The sequence below is a fragment of the Pseudoalteromonas sp. A757 genome, assembly GCF_004103285.1.
Taxonomy (GTDB): Bacteria; Pseudomonadota; Gammaproteobacteria; order Enterobacterales; family Alteromonadaceae; genus Pseudoalteromonas; species Pseudoalteromonas galatheae.
Map to the genome: position 1 here is coordinate 34,724 of NZ_QNQN01000065.1, position 22,480 is coordinate 57,203.

At 42.8% G+C, this 22,480-nt stretch carries 15 protein-coding genes; 2 read left to right on the forward strand and 13 right to left on the reverse strand.

Annotated features, from left to right (window positions below):
• The 3 genes from DRB05_RS08630 to DRB05_RS08640 form a co-directional block, all read right to left on the reverse strand.
• Entirely contained in the window at window positions 1–573 is a 573-nt protein-coding gene (locus DRB05_RS08630) for an LON peptidase substrate-binding domain-containing protein (protein WP_128726579.1), read from the reverse strand.
• Between the two features lie 80 nt (window positions 574–653).
• Window positions 654–971 carry an MGMT family protein gene (locus DRB05_RS08635; protein ID WP_128726580.1) on the reverse strand — a complete coding sequence of 106 codons (318 nt, stop codon included), beginning with the start codon at window positions 969–971 and terminating at the stop codon, window positions 654–656.
• Window positions 940–1,851 (reverse strand): LysR family transcriptional regulator, encoded by a 912-nt coding sequence (locus DRB05_RS08640; protein ID WP_128726581.1) that lies wholly within the window; start codon window positions 1,849–1,851, stop codon window positions 940–942. The genes DRB05_RS08635 and DRB05_RS08640 overlap by 32 nt, the downstream gene beginning before the upstream one ends.
• Window positions 1,852–1,951: 100 nt before the next feature.
• Here DRB05_RS08640 and DRB05_RS08645 point away from each other — a divergent pair, with 100 nt between their 5' ends.
• Both DRB05_RS08645 and DRB05_RS08650 read left to right on the forward strand, forming a co-directional pair.
• Entirely contained in the window at window positions 1,952–3,031 is a 1,080-nt protein-coding gene (locus DRB05_RS08645) for an efflux RND transporter periplasmic adaptor subunit (protein ID WP_128726582.1), read from the forward strand.
• A gap of 1 nt (window position 3,032) precedes the next feature.
• The gene (locus DRB05_RS08650) at window positions 3,033–6,101 is read left to right on the forward strand and encodes an efflux RND transporter permease subunit (RefSeq protein ID WP_128726583.1); all 3,069 of its coding nucleotides are present in this window, start codon (window positions 3,033–3,035) and stop codon (window positions 6,099–6,101) included.
• A gap of 75 nt (window positions 6,102–6,176) precedes the next feature.
• On the opposite strand, the gene rluF is transcribed toward DRB05_RS08650, so the two are convergent.
• The 10 genes from rluF to malQ form a co-directional block, all read right to left on the reverse strand.
• Entirely contained in the window at window positions 6,177–7,172 is a 996-nt protein-coding gene (gene rluF, locus DRB05_RS08655) for a 23S rRNA pseudouridine(2604) synthase RluF (protein ID WP_128726584.1), read from the reverse strand.
• A gap of 65 nt (window positions 7,173–7,237) precedes the next feature.
• Window positions 7,238–8,311: an ABC transporter substrate-binding protein gene (locus tag DRB05_RS08660; RefSeq protein WP_128726585.1), complete on the reverse strand. Its 1,074-nt coding sequence runs from the start codon at window positions 8,309–8,311 to the stop codon at window positions 7,238–7,240.
• Window positions 8,304–9,401, reverse strand: coding sequence for a DUF418 domain-containing protein (locus tag DRB05_RS08665; RefSeq protein WP_235956690.1), 1,098 nt, complete (start codon window positions 9,399–9,401; stop codon window positions 8,304–8,306). The genes DRB05_RS08660 and DRB05_RS08665 overlap by 8 nt, the downstream gene beginning before the upstream one ends.
• Window positions 9,401–10,618 carry an HDOD domain-containing protein gene (locus DRB05_RS08670; RefSeq protein WP_128726586.1) on the reverse strand — a complete coding sequence of 406 codons (1,218 nt, stop codon included), beginning with the start codon at window positions 10,616–10,618 and terminating at the stop codon, window positions 9,401–9,403. The genes DRB05_RS08665 and DRB05_RS08670 overlap by 1 nt, the downstream gene beginning before the upstream one ends.
• Before the next feature lie 258 nt (window positions 10,619–10,876).
• The gene (locus DRB05_RS08675) at window positions 10,877–12,412 is read right to left on the reverse strand and encodes a glycogen/starch synthase (protein WP_128726587.1); all 1,536 of its coding nucleotides are present in this window, start codon (window positions 12,410–12,412) and stop codon (window positions 10,877–10,879) included.
• A 16-nt stretch (window positions 12,413–12,428) separates the two neighbouring features.
• Window positions 12,429–13,703, reverse strand: a complete 1,275-nt coding sequence (glgC, locus tag DRB05_RS08680) for a glucose-1-phosphate adenylyltransferase (protein ID WP_128726588.1) — start codon at window positions 13,701–13,703, stop codon at window positions 12,429–12,431.
• 31 nt (window positions 13,704–13,734) lie between these two features.
• Window positions 13,735–16,218: a glycogen/starch/alpha-glucan phosphorylase gene (locus DRB05_RS08685; RefSeq protein ID WP_128726589.1), complete on the reverse strand. Its 2,484-nt coding sequence runs from the start codon at window positions 16,216–16,218 to the stop codon at window positions 13,735–13,737.
• Window positions 16,211–18,262 (reverse strand): glycogen debranching protein GlgX, encoded by a 2,052-nt coding sequence (gene glgX / locus DRB05_RS08690; protein ID WP_128726590.1) that lies wholly within the window; start codon window positions 18,260–18,262, stop codon window positions 16,211–16,213. Before glgX ends, DRB05_RS08685 begins: the two co-directional genes overlap by 8 nt.
• On the reverse strand, window positions 18,256–20,496 hold the full coding sequence (gene glgB, locus DRB05_RS08695; RefSeq protein WP_128726591.1) for a 1,4-alpha-glucan branching protein GlgB: 2,241 nt from the start codon (window positions 20,494–20,496) through the stop codon (window positions 18,256–18,258). Before glgB ends, glgX begins: the two co-directional genes overlap by 7 nt.
• Complete coding sequence (gene malQ, locus DRB05_RS08700; protein WP_128726592.1) at window positions 20,497–22,476, reverse strand: 4-alpha-glucanotransferase; 1,980 nt, start codon at window positions 22,474–22,476, stop codon at window positions 20,497–20,499. It lies immediately after the preceding gene.
• Window positions 22,477–22,480: the final 4 nt, after the last annotated feature.

Sequence of the window (22,480 nt, forward strand, 5' to 3'; positions counted from 1 at the left end):
CTATTTTTCATCTAAAACAGTATGTAAGAAATCTGCCACCTGTTCAAATGTTTGTGCTTGTTTTATTTTCAGTTTTTGAGACATAGAGATAGGTAAGATTTCTAGCCACCGATAAACAACCCATAGCGGTTGTGTAAAGTGTTTCTCACGATATAAATCATCAAGAACAGGATTTGCTATAAAAACACTGTGAAGCTTATCGACAAGCGAGTCGTCAATTAAATTATACGCCGCTTCACTACATTGCCATGGCGGGCCGTCAATGATCTCGCACTTTCCGTAACGTAGAGATTGCGAGTCAACTTCTACACCATTTATCGAGACACGTGATACTGCCTCAACGTCAATGAGCAACTGACCATCGTCTTCCTGTGAGAAATCAACAATTTTTACGTGCACTCCCTCACTGGGCACATTATATGGCATGTCGTCTACGTATGGGCATAACACAAATCCTTGCTCTGTTTTAGCAGCCTCTTTTATCATATATAAGTAGCGCTGCTCGAAAATCCGCAGCCGAGTGAACCCGCCTGGGAGCAAGAATATTGGCAATGGAAATAAAGCTAGTTTCATAATTCCCGTTCAAATACTCAAAAACTAACGATAATTACGACTACGCTATTTATCTGGATCAATTCACGCCAAAATTATAATTACTCCCAAACACAGCATTTAGCTATCACGTGATTCTTTGAAAACACAACGCCCTCAGCTTGTAAACGTGACTTTTGCTCCAAAAATTTAATACTATCTTGAGGAAATGAAAGACGCCGCTGGCTATTTACTACTCTATACCATGGTAACGTTGAGCAGTGTGGTAGATTCTTTAGCAATTGACCTACCTTTCTGGCATGTTTAGGAAAGCCAGCCAATCTCGCGACTTGTCCATATGAAGCCACTTTTCCAAATGGAATGCCGCCAATCACGGTAAAAATTTTTTCAGCTAATTCTTGCTGCTCGCTGCTTTTCATATTGAATATTTAACTCTTTTAGTTTGTCCCAGAAATATCGCGCAACGGGTCCATGATGAGAAATATGTAACCGAAACGCGTGAATTTCAGCTTCAAACTCATCATTTCTATCGACTACCCTAACTCGCTGTAAAATTCCGGACTCGATCTCTTCTCGGCATAGGTCTAGACCAATCAACGCATAGCCCATCCCCTGCAACAAATAGCGCTTTATGGCCAGCGTATCATCTAGTTTCATGACGTTATTGCTGTTGCGGTATGCTAGGCGTTCACTATCAAAATTAAACTTGCTCTCTTTCATTGCAAGAGAAGGGTACTGAGCAAGTTCTGCAAAACTAAGTTCGGACGGCATGTAATCTGTCAACGACACTAAACCTAGCTTTACGCGGCCAATCGCCATAGACTCTAAATCCCCAGTAGAGTGAAATAAGTCGAACCACGGGCCGATCCCTAAATTGGCTAAACCTTGAGTTACCTGCTCTAGCGCGAAAAAACGCTTACCACTAGAAATATTCATTTCCGTTGCTGGGAATTTGACAAAAGCATTGCCCAAAACTTGATCAATTTGATTCTGATATACGAGTGGTTCGTAACAGATGTTAAACCTTGGCTCGTTGCCCGCCGCAAATTCAGTCGCGAGTAATGACAGATCTCTATGATGATTCAGTAATTTTTCGGCTTCGAAGTAAAAACGACGGCCCTGATCCGTTAACACATTGCGATATTTCTCACGTTCAAAAAGGGCAAACCCCAAAGATTGTTCTAATCTTTTAATTGATTGAGAGACCGCAGGCTGCGTCTTATGAAGCTTGTTTGCTGCTTCAGTAAGGCTAGATGCCTCAACAACGGTACAAAACGCCGCTAAGTCCGAAATCTTCATAAATAAATCTTATGCAGTATAGAATGATTTATAATTTTTATTTTATATGTAATTCCATTATTCTGCACGCATTAAAACTGACGTTGTCATGGAGAACAATATGTTAAGAATGTTTTCTGGAATTGTGTTGGCTACTTTACTAATAGGTTGCCAAGAGCAAGCAGAACAAGCCCCAACAGAAGCCCCTAACCGACCGGTTAAGATTCACAAGGTTTCGGATCCAAATAGCAGCACACTCCGCAGTTTCCCAGCTGAAGTGGTGGCAAATCAAGGCTCCTATCTTGCCTTTCGTGTGAATGGCGAACTCATCGAGTTTCCAGTTCTTGCAGGACAGGATGTGCAAAAAGGACAACTCTTGGCAAAGCTTGACCCCGAAGATTTCAATCTACAATATGAACAACGTAAAGCCCAATTTGAGCTCGCTAAATCGCAGTTATCTAGAATCAAGCCATTGTTCGAAAAAGGCATCGCCACTAAAGCTGAGTTTGATAAAGCTAATGCAGACAAACAGGTTGCCGAGTCTGCTTTTAAAATTGCTAAAACGAACCTTGAATATAGCGAACTAAGAGCGCCATTTAGCGGCACTGTCGCTAAGGTATTTGTGAAAAATTATGAAAACGTGGTTGCAAAACAAAACATCTTGCGCCTTGAAACACGCGATATGATGGATGTAATTATTCAAGTGCCTGAACGAATTGTGGCTCGCGTGGATAAAGATTCAGATTATAAGCCGACGGTTGTTTTTGATGGCTACCCAAGTAAATCTTATCCTCTCACCATCAAAGAATGGGATACGCAAGCAGATCCTGCAACCTTAACCTACAAAGTCGTATTTAGCCTTCCAATTCCTGAAGATTTCAATCTATTTGCAGGTATGACGGGCCATGTGTATGTTGACCCAAGTAAAATTACTAACAGTGAAAACACAGCAATCATAGTGCCCAATCAAGCTGTTTTCTCAGATAAAGAGCAAAGTGCTAATAGTAATAGTTACGTTTGGGTATATCAAAGTGACAAACAAACCGTCACTAAACGCCAAGTTACCGTTGGCGAACTTAATCACTCTGGTATCGAGGTGTTGTCGGGCCTTGAACCCGGTGAAGAAATTGTAGCTGCCGGTGTACATTATCTACAAGAAGGCGCAAAAGTGAGACCTTGGACTAAAGAAAGAGGTCTGTGATATGAGTTTAGCCAAATGGTCAATTGAAAATAAGGTTATCAGCTGGATGTTTGCCTTACTCCTACTTATTGCAGGAGCGGTATCCTATTTGGGTTTAGGCCAGTTAGAAGATCCTGAGTTCACATTAAAAAAAGCCATGGTCGTGACCATGTACCCGGGTGCCTCACCACAGCAAGTGGAAGAGGAAGTCACCTTTCCGATTGAAAATGCAATCCAATCTTTACCCTATGTCGACTACGTTACCTCCATTTCTTCCCCGGGAAAGTCACAGATCACCGTTGAAATGAAGAGTAAGTACCGTAAGAAAGACTTACAGCAGATATGGGATGAGCTTCGCCGTAAAGTCAATGATTTAGCACCTAAATTACCCCCAGGTGTTATGTCTCCAAGTGTTATTGATGATTTTGCGGATGTGTATGGTGAGCTGTATGCTATCACTGGAGAAGGTTATTCGTATGACGAGTTAAAAGACTATGTTGACTTCTTAAAGCGTGAGTTAGTGCTTGTTGAAGGTGTCAGTAAAGTTACGGTAGCGGGTGAGCAACAAGCGCAAGTAATAGTTGAAATATCCACACAGAAATTATCGCAACTAGGCATTCCACCCAGCCACATCTTTTCGCTTCTTCAAGCACAAAATACTGTTTCTAACGCGGGAAAAATTCGTGTTGGCGATGAATCTATTCGTCTTCACCCCACCGGGGAATTTACGGATGTCTCAGAACTTGAGGGATTACTAATCTCAAAACCTGGTGCCAAAGAGCTTATTTATTTGGGTGATGTCGCCAAGGTAACACGTGAATATGCTGAAGTACCTAGCCATATTACTCGCTTTGCTCAGCAGCGCGCACTGTTGGTTGGCGTATCCTTTACCTCTGGCGTCAACGTCGTTGAGGTAGGTAAAGAAATTGAGCATCATCTACAGCAACTAGAATATCAACGTCCGTATGGCATTAAGGTCAACACAGTTTACAATCAGCCTACAGAAGTTGAGACCTCAGTTGACGGTTTTATCATCAGTCTTTTAGAGGCCGTTGCCATAGTAATTATCGTTCTGCTTATCTTTATGGGTGTAAAAAGTGGCATATTGATCGGTGGTATTTTGCTTATTACTGTGCTGGGTACCTTTATCTTTATGAAGATATTTGCCATTGATTTACAACGTATTTCATTGGGTGCTTTGATCATTGCATTGGGTATGTTGGTCGATAATGCCATTGTTGTGACTGAAGGTATTTTAATCAACATTAAACGAGGTCAATCTAAGATTAAAGCAGCTGTTAACATTGTTGAACAGACAAAATGGCCGCTTCTTGGTGCAACTATTATTGGGATCACTGCATTTGCACCGATTGGATTAAGCTCAGATGCCAGTGGTGAGTTTGCCGGCTCTCTATTTTGGGTGTTGTTAATTTCATTACTACTAAGCTGGGTCACGGCTATCACATTGACTCCATTTTTTGCCAATTTGATGTTTAAAGGACCTAAACAAAAGTCATCAGATACCAACGAAGAAGAGGACGACCCTTACAAAGGAGTGATATTTACAGTCTATAAATCGATGCTGTCCTTCTGTCTTAAAAATCGTGCTATTACCATTATTGCTATGATTTTACTTTTGGTTGCTGCCGTAGTTGGCTTTAAATCCGTTAAACAGTCATTCTTTCCGGCTTCGAATACACCGATGTTTTATGTTGATTATTGGCATTACCAAGGTGCAGACATTCGAAGCACAGCGCAGAATGTAGAAAAGATCGAATCATTTTTACTGGACGATCCATTGGTTAGCGAGGTAACCACAACTATTGGTCAAGGTGCGCCTCGGTTCATGCTGACTTACTCACCAGAAAAGCAATACGATGCTTATGGTCAACTCATTGTTCGTGTGAAAGACCGAGAAGCAGTGATAACAATGATTGCTAAGCTTCGCGAGTATGAACTTAAACATGAGCTTGATGGTAAACTGAAGATTAAACGAATGGAAATCGGTCCTTCTACAGATGCGAAAATTGAAGCTCGCTTCTCAGGTCCCGACCCGGTTGTACTGCGTCAACTAGCAGAGAAAGCAAAGGATATTTTTAGCCAAGATGATCGCGCTTTTAATATCCGCGATAACTGGCGTCAGAGGACCAAATTGATCCGTCCGCAATTTAATGAGTCTAAAGCCCGTAGATTAGGGATAAGTAAGGCTGATTTAGATCAGCTATTACTTACTTCAGTATCAGGTAACAAAGTAGGTTTATATCGAGATGGTACACAATTACTACCGATTATCGCTCGCTCTCCTGAGGATGAAAGGCTCAATGTTGAAAATCTTGGTGACTTACAAATATTTAGTCCCGTACTAAATGTTTATGTCCCAGTTTCACAAATTGTTGATAAATTTAGTGTAACTTGGGAAGATAGCTTGATAATGCGCCGTGACCGTAAACGCACTATCACTGTAATGGCGGATCACGACGTTATCGGAGACGAAACTCCGGCTAAATTATTCGCCCGAGTGAAAGCTGATGTCGAAGCCATAGCACTTCCTCAAGGTTATGAAATGCAATGGGGCGGTGAATATGAGAGCTCAACAGATGCGCAGTCAGCTATTTTCGGATCCTTGCCGATCGGTTACTTAGCCATGTTTATGATCACTGTGTTGCTCTTCAACTCAGTTAAGAAACCTTTAGTTATCTGGTCTACGGTGCCACTCGCAATTATCGGGGTAACGGCAGGCCTGGTACTATTACAAGCACCATTTAGCTTTATGGCGCTGTTAGGTTTACTAAGTCTGTCCGGCATGCTGATTAAGAATGGTATCGTACTGATGGACCAAATCAATATTGAGATAGAGTCTGGTAAATCTCCTTACCAAGCAGTGTTTGACTCAGGTGTTAGCCGTGTAAGACCCGTATCTATGGCAGCCATTACAACCATACTAGGCATGATCCCACTGTTATTCGATGTGTTCTTCCAATCAATGGCAGTAACCATTATGTTTGGTTTGGGTTTTGCGACCATACTGACATTGATCGTCTTGCCAGTACTTCACTGTGTCTATTTTGGTATAAAACAACCTGCAGACTAAATTGCTAACGTAGGTCCGCTAACAAAAAGCCCCTTAACACTGTCAAGGGGCTTTACATTCAAAACATTTTTTATTTCATTTACCACTTTTATTTAAAGATAAAGTGCCTTTAACTCTTTTTGCTGGCTTTTTACCTTCGTTAGGATTTTCTCTTCTAGTATTGTTACTCGGCGTTTTATTCTTATTTCTCGCTTTGGAGTTTCCAGCAAAGCCGTCTCGATTACGATTATCGGTATCGACTTTTCTATTTCTATCACCGTAAGAACGTTTGTTTTGCTTCGGATTGTCACCTTCACCCGATTCTTTTCTAGGTTTATCAAACTGCCTTCCCGCACCAGCACCAGCTGATGCTTCTTGCGTTTTACTTGACGACTCAGTGGCTTGATTAATCGCCCGCATTTCGTTGTCGTTAAGATGACGCCACTTACCAGAACTAAGACCAGTAAGATCAATATTCATGATCCGAATACGTTTAAGATGTGTTACTTCAAATCCTAGATATTCACACATTCTACGAATTTGACGATTTAAGCCTTGGGTCAACACAATAGTAAATGATTTAGCACCGGTTTTACTGACTTTACAAGGCTTTGTGACAGTGCCGAGGATTGGAACACCTGAGGACATACGTTTTACAAAACGCTCATCAATGGGTCTATCGACCACAACCTCATATTCTTTTTCATGGTTATTGCCAGCACGAAGGATCTTATTGACCATATCGCCTTGGTTGGTCAAGAAAATTAACCCTTCGGATGGACGGTCCAAACGACCAATTGGGAAAATACGCTCAGGATAGTTAATCGCACTGACAATATTACTTTTGATTTTACGCTCGGTAGTACAAGTTACACCGACAGGTTTATTATAAGCAATAAATACGGCCTTTGGCTTTGCCTTCAGAGGCTTACCATCAATGATGATAGTGTCGGCATCAGACACTTTGGTGCCCATTTCTGGCAGAATTCCATTTACTTTGACACGGCCTGAGGCGATTAAGTCATCAGCTTCTCGACGACTGCAGAATCCAGTTTCACTGATGTATTTATTGAGGCGCTTTTGCTCTGTCACGATACAACCACTTTGAGTAAAAACCCGTATTGTAATCGCTTCAACCGCTTTACACTACTGCATTTCTACTTTTGCAAACTTTTTCTTAATAGCTCAGGAGAAAAATGATACTGCTCTTTAGGTTTTCCTCTGAGACTCATTGCCTTGTAATCAATAGATTGCCAGTTTTTCGCTGACTTTACCCAGCGATAGTCTGCTAGATTTTCCTTAGTGATCAAACTTAGGTCGAAAGCAAGCTCGGTGTGATTCTTCCAAAATGGATGCCCATAATAATGATCGTACACCGAAATCAACGCCCAAGCCCCCATCATAAAATGGCCACCAACGGATGCTTGCATCTCATTATGTTCAATAAGGTCAAAAGTATCCGACAACCAATCAAACCCTCCAAATACGATTTTTGACGTGCTTGATGCAGCTGCGGTGATAGCCCCCATCGCCATCAAATCTGACGCACACCAAATAAGGTTTGTTTTTGGATAGCGTGCCAATAGCTTTTTTGTTTTATCAAATGCTTGTTCTTTTGACCACCCTGCGTATACAGTTTGCTGAACAACCACGCCAACTTCATCAAAAAATCGCTTTGCACCGTTGCTTCTAATGTCTGACTCTGTGCCATAGTGACCATTAATAGCAATAGGATAAATTGTCTCATGACCGTTAGTTTTAGCCTGTTGGTATAGTTGCTTAGCCAAATCGTAACCAGCCTGGTCATTATCGTGATGCACTTCCCCAAGCCAATACTTATAGTGTTCTTTTGGGTTACCTATTGCGAGCCTTTCTGGGCCAGAAATCGTTTCTTCTAAAGTAATATGGTTGATCCCATACTTTTCCAAAAGTTTTAGGCTTTCTTCGGCCCCACCGGGATAATTAATGAGGATGACGTAATCGGGCGTGGCACGATAACTCAAATATTTTTTAAGTTCAGCGAGCTGAATAATTCGATTCCCTTCTCCATAGATCACATCTAATCTAATATCGAATTGATCCGCTGCCGCTTCTGTAATACCTTGAACGCGCTGCCAAAATGGCTCCCCAGGCACAGAAGGGTTAACAAACAAGACATTTAAAGACTGCTTAGCATCAATACTAAAACACACCATCCATAGCACTAACCCAATTAATACTCTTTTAATCATAACGGGCTCTTCGTAGCACTAGTACCTTCAATAACTTTTCAAATGGACCTTGCTTAAACAGCTTACAATATATCACCGCAAGGGCTAATTGAATTATAGACGCAATTATAAATGCCGAGAAATAATCCACACGATCCCAAGTACTGATAGCGCTTGGGTTTATAAAATAAAAATAACTTACAAACACAATTGACTGGAGAAGATATAACGAAAGCGCTAGACGCCCAACACATTGGAGACTCCAAAGCTGATGTTTTGCACCTCGCATTGCAGCCTTAATTACAACGACGTAAAACAACGCAACCGGTACTGCAAGGATCCAATCTAATCCTTCAAAAAACTCGACGCCTAGTTTACGCTCAAGAACAAAGCCGACAAATGACAAAATAATAGCTACAACGGCAAACAAATTAATTTTATGAACGGGTTCAGTACGCGCTAAATCAAACATACCACTTCGATATAAGCGCATACCGAGTAGCATTAACCCTGCGGTGTACCACAAAGTAATTACCGGAATGAGCAAACTGATAATGACAAAATAAAGTCCATTTAAGGTTAGCAGTTCCAAGTAGTTTGCAGGTATCTGCTGCAAGAACTCGAGGTAGATTTCTGAACTTCTATTTATTTGTGGCTCTGGATCAATTAACAGCAATAAACTAATAGCAATAGAAGGAACTAAAATAAATCCTATCGCATAGCGATTTAACTTATTGTTGCTCGCATCTACAAAGCGTAGTGCAACGAAACCGCTAAGCGCATAATTAAATAAAATATCTCCCGGCCAAATCAACACACCGTGCACCACACCAAAGACCATTAGCCATGTTAGTCGATGCCTTGCAAGGCTATGACCATCTGACTTTGCTGTCTGAATGCATAACGCCGCTCCAAATAGCACTGCAAATAAGCTTCTGAATCGACCATCAAAGAAAATACTATTAACCATTGCGAAGAACGGATCAAGATAGTGGGCTGTTTGGGCTGGTACATAGCCCAACTCAAAATTGGCCATATGTACCATATTCATGGAAAGCAAGCCAAGTAGCGCGAACCCGCGGATCGCATCCATCGCAATAATTCTATTCATCAATACACACGGTTTTTATACATATCAGCCCAGTTTATCGCAGCAGCATGAAAATCAGGAAGGTTTTCGTCTTTGTAGTTTAGATAACTGCACGCATCCTGCAGCGTCCACCAGCTCCCAGACTCATAGGCTCTGACGATATTTAAAATATAATATAGCGTATTGGGTTTGCCTATCAAAGCATCATGGAGCTGCTCAGGAAAAGGTAGTTTGTTTACAACCTGCTCCATCGGCCTATCAAGAATAGCATCGAGCAGGGAAAACAAACCCGTCATAAAACTCATATTGGTAAGTCCCGGCGAGATTTGCTGTGCGATAAGCTCACAAAATCGCGAACGAACGATAGAAAGGCGTGTTAATTCTGTCGGCTTTCCCTCAGCTACGTGAGCAGTCATAATTAAGTTTACAAACTTTTTAACACGCTCGTTTCCTAAATATACCAAGGCTTGTTTTAAAGATTCAATCCGACTCTTAATTGGAAATACCCCGGAGTTGATTAACCTGAGCAATTTATACGCAAGCGCTGTGTCTTGGGCAAACAATTCGGCTAGTCGTGTAATACTCATATTTGGTTTAAGTGCTTCTTCATAAATAAGCATGACAATCACATAATTAATAGTAATGTCTTTTTGCTCAATCATCTTTGGTTTTGCAAAGAAGTAGCCTTGAAAGAACTGGAATCCCATCTTTTTAGCTTGCTCGAACTCTTCTTCGGTTTCGACTTTTTCAGCGAGTAGCTTGATGTTCTTTCGTTCTTTGATCATATCAATCACTGGTACTATGGTGTCCAGCGGATTTTCCATCACGTCAAACTTAATCAGCCGCACAAGCTTTAAGAAAGGCTCCCACTCTCTTGAGTATTGAAAATCGTCGAGGGCAAGTCTGAAGTTACTATGAAATAAGCCTCTTATTCGCTCATAATTTTGCTTTGTTGGTGGAATAGTCTCCAATAGCTCCAATATCACATCATTTGCTGGGAGAAACTCACACAGCTCCTGACGTAACGAGTCTGGACCAATATTAATTAGCGCTTTCTTTCCCGAAGTGAGATATCGCATGCCGAGGTTAAGTTGATTATTCATTATCAGCCTGGCTGTCGCTGCATCATCTGCAATATTTGGAAAGCTATTTTTTACACCATCGCGAAACAACAATTCGTATGCAACAACTTGTTTTTTACGATTAAATATGGCTTGGCGGGCCACAAAAACCTTCAAACAAAAACTCCTTCGTACCCAAAGTGAACGATCACACTTTTGGTTTAGCAATTTTTAGATTTTAACCCTTTATGATGATAAAGAAAATCAACCTAAGCTATTAAGAATCAAAATAATAGCTTAAAAGATAATGTAAAATGATAAAAAAGAAAGGCCAAAGCTATCTTTTGATACCTTTGACCTAGTTTTTTGTGTAGCAATTGAGCTAATTGATAAATACTTAAAACAGCGGCGCAAATTTTTTTATCTACATTTTCGCTATCTATATAATTGTTCGCAGTATTTTTGTGCAACGTCAGACCAATCGAAGCGCTGCATACGAGCTTGCTGCCTGAGTTGTTGATATTTTTCGCTATCCCCTACCAGATCAGCGAGTGCTAGTTCAAAAATCGCAATAAACTGACTACCTTGCTCAGCGAGCGTTTCTCCTTCAAAGCAATAGCCGGTTTCGTTGTGTTTTACCGTATCAGATAATCCCCCCACTTTGTGCACAATGCAAGGTTGCCCAGCACGCATCGCAAGCATTTGGCTAATACCACAAGGCTCAAAGGAGCTTGGCATTAAAAACAAATCACCTAACGGGTACAATTGCTCCCCAAGAGCTTTACCATAACCATTTAAAAACAAGACATTCTCATGCCGTGCCATGACCTCGGTAAACAGCTGCTCTAGAAATGGGTCGCCAGACCCAACAATCACGACGCGTGCTCCTTGATGCTCGGCTACTTTTGCGATGTCATCAAGCACAATTCCTGATTGGGTTGGCTGTCTTAAAATAAGTGCTTTTTGATCGGTAAGACGACCAACACTTGTAATAAGCTTGCCATTAAAGGCTTCACCGCGCCAAGCGAGTATACGTTGGTGGGCTATGTAAAACCGAGATAATACTTGGCTTGATTTTGCCATCCATTGAAACACATGCAGCTCAGCAAGCGCCAAGTAGTCAGCAAAAGTAAGATTCTCGTCGCTAGCTGACTCATCATACACACAACCGTTTAAAATACCAGCTAACCGTCCTTCATGTGAAGCATGCTGCATATCACTTTCTAACCCTTCACCACCAAAAAAGCCAAGCTCTGGATGACTTGGGATCATTACTTCTTTGGCGTAATTAGGAGAAACAACATGTACTTTGTCTGAAAGATTAATAGCAGCTCGCATAGGATTAAAACAATGGGGATATTTAGGATCGCATATACTGAGTCCATCATAAGTGAGCGTGGGAAACCAAGACTCAAGACTTGAAAAATCATGGTTAAAAGGTCGGATCCCCTGAAGTGCGAGGTTATGCACCGTATAAACTGTTTTTAGCGCCTTTAACCGTTTAAACCTTGGACTAAACTGGCGTAATACAGCAACGACGGCAGCATGCCAGTCGTGAAGGTGCACTACATCTATGTCCGCTATCAACTCATGCTCGATAAGTTCAGCGACTGCCGCGCTAAAAAACGCAAATCGATTTGCATCCGTGGCAAAAGGCTGGTGAGGATCATTACAATAAATAGCACCGTGATGCTCACTAAATAACGAGTGTGAAATAACATACTGGGTGACATTATTACTTTCTTCAACGGACCAAAGAGTCGCCGTTTCTAGGTGTTGCCGAAAAGGAACGGCAATATCAGCGACTAAGTTTCGAGTTAAAGCAGCTTGGCCATAATCGGGCGTGACCACCGATACTTTTATGCCAAGCTGCGCCAGTGCGTAAGGCACATCGCGTATCACATCAGCGACGCCCCCTACCTTACAATTTGGCAACCGATCGTTTTCGGCTGCCACTAAAATTACATGCATAGTACCTCTACACGGATCATTTCTTTTGTTTTTCCGCAAGCTCTGCGAGCATATCTCGGGTCACTAATACGATCCCCTTATTCGATACTCTAAAGCCGTTCGCTTTGTCTAAATCAGTATCGTAACCAATTGTCATCCCCTCTGGTATGTGACAACTGCGGTCAATGATTGCGTTTTTAATTTTGCAGTTACGCCCGATTTTGGCACCGGGTAACACCACGGCCCCCTCAATTTCACAATACGAATGAACGTGTACATTGGAGAACAGCAATGAACGCTTAACCTTGGAGCCAGAAATAATACAGCCACCAGAAACCGTAGAGTCTACGGCCATACCGCGCCTATCATCGTCATCAAATATAAATTTCGCCGGTGGTAACTGCTCCTGATAAGTCCAAATTGGCCAATGAGGATCATAGAGATCAAGTTGGGGTTCAGGAGAAACCAACTCCATATTTGCTTCCCAGAATGAATCCAATGTACCTACATCTCGCCAATACGGCTGCCCTTCGTGTGATGGGTCGCAAAATGGATACGCATACACATTATGCTCTTCTATGATGGATGGGATAATATCATGACCAAAGTCACGCCCCGACCCTTCTCGTTCCGCATCTTTTTTTAACTGCTCGAATAAAAACTCCGTGTTAAACACATAGTTGCCCATAGATGCCAAACATACACCTGGCTTTCCAGGAATTGAGGTCGGATCTACTGGCTTTTCATCAAAGCGACGCACCCGGTTGCTTTCATCAACGGTCATTACACCAAACGTTTTTGCCGCTTCTTCACAGGGCACTTCGATACAACATACGGTCATATCTGCCCCCGTTTCTACGTGCTTTGCAAGTAAACCACCATAGTCCATTCTGTAGACATGATCACCCGATAAGATCATAACGTATTTGGGAAGCTCATGACGAATAATATCCATATTCTGGAAAACTGCGTCTGCTGTGCCGCAGTACCACTCATCACCGTACCGCTGTGATGCAGGTAATATCTCTACAGATTCTCCCAGCTCCTTTTTAAAGTGTCCCCATGCACGATTAACATGGCGAATCAGCGAATGCGACTTATACTGGGTGGCAATGCCAACTCGACGGATCCCTGAGTTAATGCAGTTAGACAGTGGAAAATCGATAATTCGATGTTTGCCGCCAAAATAAACAGCGGGTTTCGCTCGCCAATTGGTGAGCTCGTGAAGGCGCGAACCTCTTCCACCCGCAAGTATTAAAGCATATGTTTCTCGAGTGAGGGTACTAATATAACGATTCGCATAATTAGGCATTATTTCTTCTCTCCATAACTTTTTGCGGTGACTACTGCATTGGGCTCAAGCGCCAAATATCATCGCTGTAATCTTGAATTGTTCTATCGCTAGAAAATTTTCCACTGGCTGCGGTATTGAGAATACTCATGCGCAGCCAATGCTCCTTGTCTTTATATGCCTGAGCCGCGTGCTCCTGACTCTCAACGTAGGAGGGAAAATCTTGTGCCACTAACCAAGGATCAGTACTACTCTTAATTGAGTTAATTACGTCATCAAAGATATTAGGCTCAAATAGGTTAAAGTGCCCACTTTCAAGCAAAGCCATAACGCGTTTTAGGTCATTGTTGCTTTCTATTATCTTAAGGGGCTGATAATTTTGGCGCACTTGCTGCGCTTGTTCCGCGGTTACACCAAATAAGTAAAAGTTGTCTGCGCCAACGCATTCTCGTATTTCGATATTTGCACCGTCTAAGGTACCTATGGTGATAGCGCCATTCATCATAAACTTCATGTTGCCAGTGCCAGACGCTTCTTTTCCAGCTGTTGAGATCTGCTCTGATAAATCTGTTGCAGGGCAAATCACTTCCATTTTTGAGACATTGTAATTGGGCATGAAAGCCACTCGGAGGTAGGGCCTCGCTGCTGGGTCATTGTTGATAACATTGGCAACATTATTGATTAATTTAATGATTTTCTTCGCCATGTAATAACCTGGTGCCGCCTTACCTCCAAACAGTACGCAACGAGGAACAAGCTCTGCCACATCACCACGACAGATCCGGTCGTAAAGATGGATAACGTGCAATACATTAAGTAGTTGACGCTTGTATTCATGAATACGTTTCACTTGAACATCAAACATCATAGTTGGGTCAAACTCTACCTGACATTCATGAGCAATTAGCTCTGCAAGACGCTGCTTGTTGTTTTGTTTGACTGTTAGCCACTGCTTTTGGAAGGCGTGATTATCGTAAAAACGACGTAGTTCACTAATTTTAGAAAAATCAGCTTGCCATCCATCGCCAATTTTATCACTAATCAATTGTGCCAGTTCTGGATTACAATGCGATAACCAGCGTCTTGGCGTCACCCCATTCGTTTTATTATTAAACTTCTCAGGGCAAAGTTGATAGAAATCGTTAAACAACCCAGCTTTTAATAACTCGGTATGTAAAGCCGCAACGCCATTGACAGAATAACTACCAACAATCGCAAGGTACGCCATGCGAATTTGAGGATGACTGGACTCCTCTATGAGTGACAGCGCACGCTGCTTTTCGATATCACCCGGCCATTTTAATGCTACTTCCGACAAAAAGCGGGCATTGATCTCATAGATAATTTCTAGCAATCTAGGTAACAAGCGCTCAAATAGACTCACAGACCAGCGCTCTAATGCTTCGGGCAATAAAGTATGATTAGTATATGCCATGGTTGATGTCGTTATCTTCCATGCGGCATCCCACTCCAGCTCGTAATCGTCTAATAAAATGCGCATTAGCTCAGCTACGGCGATACTTGGATGAGTATCATTGAGTTGGAATACGTGATAATCAGCAAAATCACTGAAATCATCGACATATTGCTCAACCCAAGTTGCGATCACGTCTTGTAGACTCGCGCTGGATAAAAAGTACTGCTGCCTTAATCTCAGCTCTTTACCGTTTTCACTAGCATCATTGGGATACAGCACCATCGTTATCTGCTCAGCGAGATTCTTTTTCGCCACCGCTTCTGAATAACTACCGGCGTTAAATTCGCTGAGGTCAAACTCATCGGTTGCCTCTGATTTCCATAGCCTTAATGTGTTTACCACCTCATTACGATATCCAGGGACTGGGACGTCGTAAGGCACGGCGAGTATATCTTGCGTATCAAGCCACTCACGATGCTGTCTACCATTTTTGTCGGTATGTACTTCAACATGACCAAAAAACTTAACTCTCCGGGCTTGCTCTGGTGCAGCAAGTTCCCATGGATGACCTTCTCGGAGCCAGTTATCTGGCTGTTCTACTTGATGACCCTGCTCGCAGGTTTGGTTAAACATCCCAAATTCGTAACGCAAACCGTAGCCGACAACAGGAAGGGCTAATGAAGCACAGCTATCCAAAAAGCAAGCTGCTAGGCGACCTAAACCACCATTGCCAAGACCTGCATCATGCTCAGCCTGCGCGACCTCTTCAAGCTCAGTACAGTATTCTTGCAATGCCGCTTGAACTTGTTCTTCTAAGTCGAGATTTAGCACCGCATTAGACAGTGCTCTACCCATTAAAAATTCCAACGAAAGGTAAGCTGCTTTGCGCGTTTTTTTACTCTTAATGTGCTCTTTCGTTGCACGGCAGCGAGCAACTAATCGGTCACGAATGGTCAAGGCTAATGCATGGTACAAATAAAGTCGCGACTCTCCTACTTTGTCTCGACCTAAGGTGTAGTAAAAGTGACGAGTTAAATCATCACTCAAGGTGTTTTCATCTATCTTTGGTGCATCTTGCCAATGTTTCACGACACATACTGGCGCACTTTTATTAGCCATGCTTTTCGTCCCCTTTGATTGATGTAAATATCCATGCTGACTTAGCTGGAACCTGTAAATAAGAATCTAACTCTGGTCTTTGCGGCTCAACCGCGGTGGTAATTGCTTGCTGCCAATGAGATGAAAATGCACTAAGTGGCAGCTTTATTTGCAGCGCATTCTCACTGGCGTTCAGTATTATCAATAAGCTTTGCCCTAACTGCTGATCGGTGATGGTGTAACTCAACCATTTACGGCTTGGCTCTCGCCATTGTTCGGGCGATAACGGCTTTGCTTGTTCATTAAACCAATTCACTGCAAAACGACTGTCACTGTCATGGACATAAAATGAGTGAGAAAACGCGGCAAATTGTTTACGGAGCGCGAGTAAATCTTGGATAAAAAAAGTTAACATGTGGTGTTGCTGATGGTTTTTCCATGCCAGCCAGCTAGTGCAGTTGTCTTGGCAGTAGGCATTATTGTTACCATTTTGCGTATGTGCCATTTCAGTACCCGCACAAATCATCGGGATCCCTTTGGATAAAAACAAAGTGAGTAATGCATTTTTCTGCATACTGAGACGCAATTCATTGATTTGAGGGTCGGCACTGAACCCTTCTACCCCACAATTAAATGAAAAGTTTTCACTGTGGCCGTCTCTATTTGCCTCACCGTTTGCTTCATTATGTTTATGCTCGTAAGCCGTCCAATCAAACAATGAGAAGCCGTCATGACTAGTAAGAAAATTTATGGAGTTCAAAGGACCCCGTAAGTTATGTTCAAACAGATCACTGGAGCCATGAATACGCATCGCAAGCTCTGGCAATACACCCTCATCGCCACGCCAGAAGCGCCTAACAGTATCTCGATATTTATCATTCCACTCACGCCAAGGAGAAGGAAATTGTCCAAGTTGATACCCACCAGGACCAATATCCCAAGGCTCGGCAATCAGTTTTACTTTGCTAAGCACCGGGTCTTGATGGATCGCTTGCAAAAACGCATGTTGATTTGAAAATCCCGAGGCTTGACGGGCAAGGATCGTCGCCAAATCAAAACGAAAACCGTCAACTCCCATATATTCTACCCAATAGCGTAAGCTGTCCAAAACAAGCCTTAATACCACTGGATTCGAGATATTCATTGTGTTTCCACAACCCGTGTCATTAATGTAGACATTGGGTTTACTCGGCAAGGTGCTATAATAAGTCAGGTTATCAAACCCTTTAAAGCTAATTGTCGGGCCATCCAAACCACCTTCCGCAGTATGATTAAACACCACATCCAAAATAACCTCTATACCGGCTTGGTGGAGCCGCTCTACCATTACCTTAAATTCGTTGATGTCGTCGTTAACAAGATAACTTTTGTGTGGCGTAAAGAAGTTGAGGCTGTTATACCCCCAATAATTTTTTAGCCCTTTAGTCGTAAGAAATTGCTCATTGATAAACGCATGCACAGGTAGCAACTCAATTGCAGTAACACCAATATGCTTTAGATGATCGATAAAGGTTTGCTCAGCAATCCCTAAATATTTTCCTTGGTGTTTACTTGGAATATCAGGGTGTCGAACAGTTGCTCCTTTAACATGACACTCATATATAACCGTTTTACTCCACGGCGTCTTGGGTCGCTTCCCTTGATACTTTTCAATCGCCGTCACTTTGCTCTTTGGCATATCACAGGCGTTATCAGAAGGGTTTAAATGACCTACTGGCAAATGACAAAAATGCCGTTCACTCCAAGTAAATTCGCCGAAAAAGTCACGGCAATATGGATCTAAGAGTAACTTATTAGCATTGAAAAGTAGCCCTTTTTCCGCGCTATATTCCCCGTCTACCCGATAGCCATATAAGTCTCCGACTTTTGCTCCTTCAATAAACAATGACCAATTTCCGCCTTCATGCCGAAACATCCCTATCCGATTCACTTCGCTATGGCCGCTTTTGTCGAACAGACAGAGGGTTACACGTTTCGCTTTCGGTGCATAAACACAAAAGTTAACACCTTTATCACTGGCCGTCGCACCCAGCAATTGATGATCGCCGCGATAACTGGTTAGCATGCGCCACCAGAGATCAGCTGCAAATACACGGTTGCCAAAGGCGGAACTGTTATATCGATACTTTGCTCAAGGCCATGGCTTGCTATGTTTTTCGATTCAATGAGTTGTTGTTTATGTGCAACGACTCCAACGCCACTCCCCCAAAACGCTTTGTCATCCGTGTTTAAGATAACTTGATACACACCCGCTGATGGCACGCCTAAGCGGAATTGGAAATGAGTTTGTGGCGTAAAGTTTGCGATCACCACCAGCGGTGTAACACCATCTTGTCCGTAGCGTACAAAACTAAATATACTTTGCCCAGCATTCCCCCCATCAATCCAATTAAACCCTGTTGATTTGTTATCGCACTCGAATAGTTGCGGCGTTGATTTATAGGTCGTATTGAGCGCTTTGACACACTCATACACGCCTTGGTGCGCTTCACTTTCAAGCAACTTCCAGTTGAGTTGTTGGTTATGATCCCATTCCTCTCGGGGGGCAAGTTCAGCGCCCATGAACAGCAACTTTTTACCTGGGTGGGCAAACATAAAGCCATAGTAGGCACGTAAATTAGCGAATTGCTGCCAATCGTCTCCTGGCATTTTGCTCAGTAGCGCACCTTTGCCATGTACCACTTCATCGTGACTTAATGGCAGGATGTAATTTTCAGAATAGGCATACACCATCGAAAAGGTCATTTCATGGTGATGGTACTTGCGATGAATTGGGTCTTTGGACATATAGTTTAGCGTGTCATTCATCCACCCCATATTCCACTTATAACCAAAACCCAAACCATCGTGTTCAACACTGCGGGTAACACCGGGCCAAGCGGTGGATTCTTCAGCGACCATCATAATACCTTCATCAACACCATAACATTTGGTATTGACTGATTTGAGGCATTCTATTGCACCTAGATTTTCGCGGCCGCCATATTGATTTGGCACCCATTCCCCATGTTTACGGCTGTAATCCAAGTAAAGCATCGATGCCACGGCATCAACTCGTAACCCATCGATGGCGTATTCTTTTATCCAGTACATCGCATTCGACAACAAAAAGCTTTTTACTTCAGCGCGGTCGTAGTTAAAAATATAGGTGTTCCAATCTGGGTGAAATCCTTGCCGCTTATCAGCGTGTTCAAATAGATGCGTACCATCAAATTTATGTAAACCATGAGGATCTGATGGGAAATGTCCCGGTACCCAGTCGATAAGTAATCCGAGGTCTTCACGATGACAGCACTCAACAAAGTAAGCAAAATCCTCCACGCCACCAAAGCGACTGGTTGGCGAGAATAACCCCACTGGTTGATAACCCCAGGAGCCATCAAAAGGATATTCACTGATAGGCATCAGTTGCAAATGGGTAAATCCCAGTGCTTTTACATAAGGGATAAGGTCATCCGCTAATTCTCGATACGTGAGATAGCGATTACCTTCTTTCTCTCGGCGCTTCCACGAGCCCAAATGTACTTCATAAATACTAATGGGTGCATTGATTTTATTACGCAGCGCCTTTTTATCATGGTAAGCTTGGCTCAATGTGAAAGCCGCAGGTCGAGCCTGAGTTATACTCGCCGTACCCGGTGCTTGTTCCATTTTAAATGCAAAGGGGTCGGCCTTTTCTATGCGTTCCCCCTCAAATGTGGTGATTGCAAATTTATAGCAGCAGTCAACCTCCAGTGCCGGAATAAAAAGCTCCCATACACCGCTGGCTGGATGTAATCGCATTGGATGCTGCACGGCCTGCCAATGATTAAACTCACCTATCACAGAAACAGACAACGCATTTGGCGCCCAAACACCAAATCGAAACCCAATTACACCCTCTATTTCTACTTGATGTGCACCTAAATGCAAATAAGCTTGAGCTTGTGTTCCTTCATTGAATAAGTACAAGGCATCATCAGCCAAGCAACTATCAAAACTATATACATCCCTCCCAGTGACGGTTTGTTCTGGGTAGTGCACTTCAAGCAGGTAATCTTTGCTGATGTCATCCGCTTTAAAATCTAATGTGAATAGCGCACTTTTGCGAAACCGTTCAAGCGCATAGCTACTATTGTTGGTAAGTACGTTAACTTCTGTCGCACCTGGAATAAAACAGCGCACGACTGAGCGCTTCGCATCTAGCTGGTGTAGCCCTAAAAAGGCAAATGGGTCACGACACTTACCGGCTTCCAAAGCAGCTAATTGACTGGTGTAGTCATCTACTTGGGCGTCTTCTATTTTTGCTCTTGTATTCATCTATTCTTTCCTGCTGGTTATTGCATCTCGGATCAGCGGCCGAGAACTTGCAATAATTTCCGCTGATGTCTGATTAAGCCGCCTTCTCCAGTTTGGGTACTCTTGATCAGTACCAGGAATATTCACTGGTAACTTCTGTTCGTCGAGGTCATCAAACTGAATTGTCAGCATTTTTGCAGGCGACTTGGCGAGCACATTGATAAGCGCCTGATACACATCACGGGCTTCGCTCGCAAGGGCGACACTCGCCTCACCATAGCAACTAAGCCAATGACAAAGCTTCTCTCGCTCGGATGTTCGCTCTTCATCCGCTTTTGTTAGTTGGGGTTCGCTCAATAACTGATATTCACGTCTCAACCTAAGGTCATCATGGCTCCACCAGCCAAAAAATGGCGGGACGTCATGGTTAGCAACCATCAGTAACGCATTGTGCTTATAGTGCGTGGGTGCTAAAAACTGACCGTGATAATCCTTTTCGAAATAAAAAAGAATATTGCTGTATATATGCGACTCAGACATTGCTTCTTTGATTTCGATTGGAACAACCCCTAAGTCTTCACCAATGATCATCACTTGGTGCTTGACGGACTCAATCTTAAGGATCGCTAAGAGGTACTCAAATGGATAATATACATAGCAACCTGTTTGCTGCTGTTCTTGATAAAAACACCACCATAACCTTCTTAGGCCCATCACATGATCAATTCTTAATGCCCCAACACCGGTGATGTTCGCTTGGATCAGCTGTTTAAAAAATGCAAAGCGCTGCGCTTTTAACTTAACGGGGTTTAACGCTGGTAACCCCCAGTTTTGACCGAGCTCTGCCCAAGGGTCTGGAGGCGCGCCCACGCGAGCACGTTCGGCATACAAATTTTTATTGCTGTTGTATTCACTTGAGCCGTCGGCACAACCAACGGCTAAATCATTGATTAAACCTACGGCCATACCAGCATTCAGTGCCAAAGATTGGCATAGCGTTAATTGCTCAAACGCAAGCCATTGCAAAAACTTGGCGAAGTCATCGTCCTCAAATGCCTTAAGCTCTTGCTGCTTAGCTTGGCAAAATCGAGTAAAGTCAGCACGCCACGCTCCAGTTTGGTCGCACAATAACTGCCACGCAAAACGTAACGCGTTAAGCTTACTTTCCATACAGTGAGTCATATTAAGATATGTCACGTTCAAGCTAGCCTTTGAGCCGTCTAAATAGTCGGCGAACACTCTCACATCTAAGCCAAATTGTTCACAAAAAAGCTCGATAGAAATGTAAAAAGGATGCAATAAGCGGCGGTCATTTGGGCTGTACGGACTTGCTTTCTCTGGCTCATCAACAAACAATAAATGCAGTGGGTTTAACAAAATGTAATCAACCCCTTCAGCTGCGCTAGCCTCAACTAATTGCTTTAGCTCATAAAAATCCGCACTTAGCTTGTTGCCAGCAGGCTTTAACGAATATAGCTGAATAGACAATCCAAGGAGCTTTTTATGTTGTTCAATAGGGTCATAACACTGTCTAGGCGTCACCCAAAGTTCTGTCTCAAACCGCGCACCATTTAACATTACCTCAGCGCTATGATAACCGACTTCGATCGCGTTTATTGGCACTTCAAATTGAACATAACGTGTATCTTGATAGCGGTAATCCCCAATCGCGACTTGCTTGTTTGGATCGCAAACACAGCAATAACCCAATGCAGGGATCGACACAGTTAATTCGTTAATGTGCAGGCCGTCATCCACCCGTATCGTGATAGTTGGTGTCTCTTTGCAAACCAAAGTAATGGCTTCAACTGGCGTGAGCCATTTGGCAATATCCAACTCAAAGTTGAGCCTGTCTATTTCGTTTGGATTACTGACATCAACACCACATTCCTGCAAGGCCTGTAGGCGAGTTTGGTGATCAAATACCACATGATCACCCGTGTATTTATGGTACTCATAACCAATACCATAGAGATATAGAAGCTGAGCAATGTTGTCCATTTAT